Source organism: Streptomyces niveiscabiei (genome assembly GCF_001419795.1).
In the GTDB taxonomy this organism is placed as follows: domain Bacteria; phylum Actinomycetota; class Actinomycetes; order Streptomycetales; family Streptomycetaceae; genus Streptomyces; species Streptomyces niveiscabiei.
On sequence record NZ_LIRL01001201.1, the window covers coordinates 1 to 1320 of the forward strand.

Genomic DNA, 1320 nt, shown 5'->3' on the forward strand with positions numbered 1-1320 from the left:
CTCCCAGCCCCCCACCCCCTCCTGGTCCTCGACGGGGTGGACCCAGTCCACGGCGAGTGCGTCGGCCTCGTGCAGCGTCTGCTGATGGCCGTACCGGCGCTCAGGGTCCTCGTCACCGCGCGGAAGGCCCTCGGCCTGGGGGAGGAACGGGTCCTGAGACTCGGCGCGCTGGGTCTGCGGGGCCCCGCCGTGGAGCTGTTCCTCGACCGTGCCCGCACCGCGACGGGCCGGGAGCTCCCCGGCGGCGACCGGGCGGCGGCGGAGCGGATCTGCCGGGTCCTCGAAGGCGTCCCCCTGGCGATCGAACTCGCGGCGGGCCAGCTCACCCGCCACTCGGTCACCGACCTCGCCGCACGCCTGGAACGGGACCAGTGCTGGCTCACCGGCCCCCACCCGGGCCCCCGCAGACACCGCTCCCTGCGGGACGCGGTCGGCGCCGGATACCGCCTGTGCGAACGGGAGTCGAGGGTGGTGTGGGCCCGCGCGAGCGTCTTCACGGGCTCGTTCACGGAGGCGACGGCCGTCTTCGTGTGCTCCGGCGCGAGCGTGGAGCCGCACCGAGTACCCGGCCTGCTCGCCGAGCTGGCGGCATCGGGCGTCCTGGAGACCCTCGGCGAGCCCGGCGGCGTACGGACCTCCCGCTACCGGATGACCCGCGCGGCCCGCGACTTCGGCGCCGAACGCCTGCGCGAGGCCGGCGAGTCGGCGGTCGCGCGCGAACGGCACGCCCTGCACTACCGCCGCGTCGCGGCCGTCGCCGAGAACCTGTGGACCAACGGCCAGCAGCGCCAGGCGGTCCAGCTCGTGCGCGAGGAGTACGACGACCTCACCGCCCTCGTCCGCCACGCGCACGCCCGCCCCGGTCACGTCGAGGCCGCGCTGGAGACCGTCGTCAACCTGTGGTTCTGGTGGGCCGTCCACGGCCACGCGGCGCAGGGCCACGCCCACCTGCGCCGGCTGCTGCCGCTGGCCGAACCCGACAGCCCGCTGCTGCCGCGCGCCCTGTGGCTCACGGCCTGGCTCGGCACCGCGGAACCCGAGACGGCCCGTGAACTCCTCGGCCGCGCCTGGACCGGCGCGGTGCTCGCGGGCGACGACGCGACGGTCGGCCGGATCGCCCACGTCGAAGGCGTCCTGGCCTGGCGGGACGGCTCGCCCGGCGTCGCCGAGTCCTGCTTCGCCCAGGCCGCCGACCTGATCCCGCCGGGCGCGCCCGGCGGACCCGCCGCGCCGGTCAGCCTCGCGGCCCTGGCGGTCGTCCAGTCGTACCGCTCACCCCGCGCGGCCCGCCGCAGCGCCCGCCGCGCCCTGTGCACCCCC

1 protein-coding gene is annotated in these 1320 nt (G+C 77.1%); it reads left to right on the plus strand.

All coding sequences use genetic code 11. The annotated features are described in order from the left end of the window. Window positions 1-36 precede the first annotated feature (36 nt). Window positions 37-1320 (plus strand): ATP-binding protein (locus AOK24_RS42025; protein WP_159052190.1); only part of this gene is annotated, 1284 nt, incomplete at its 3' end.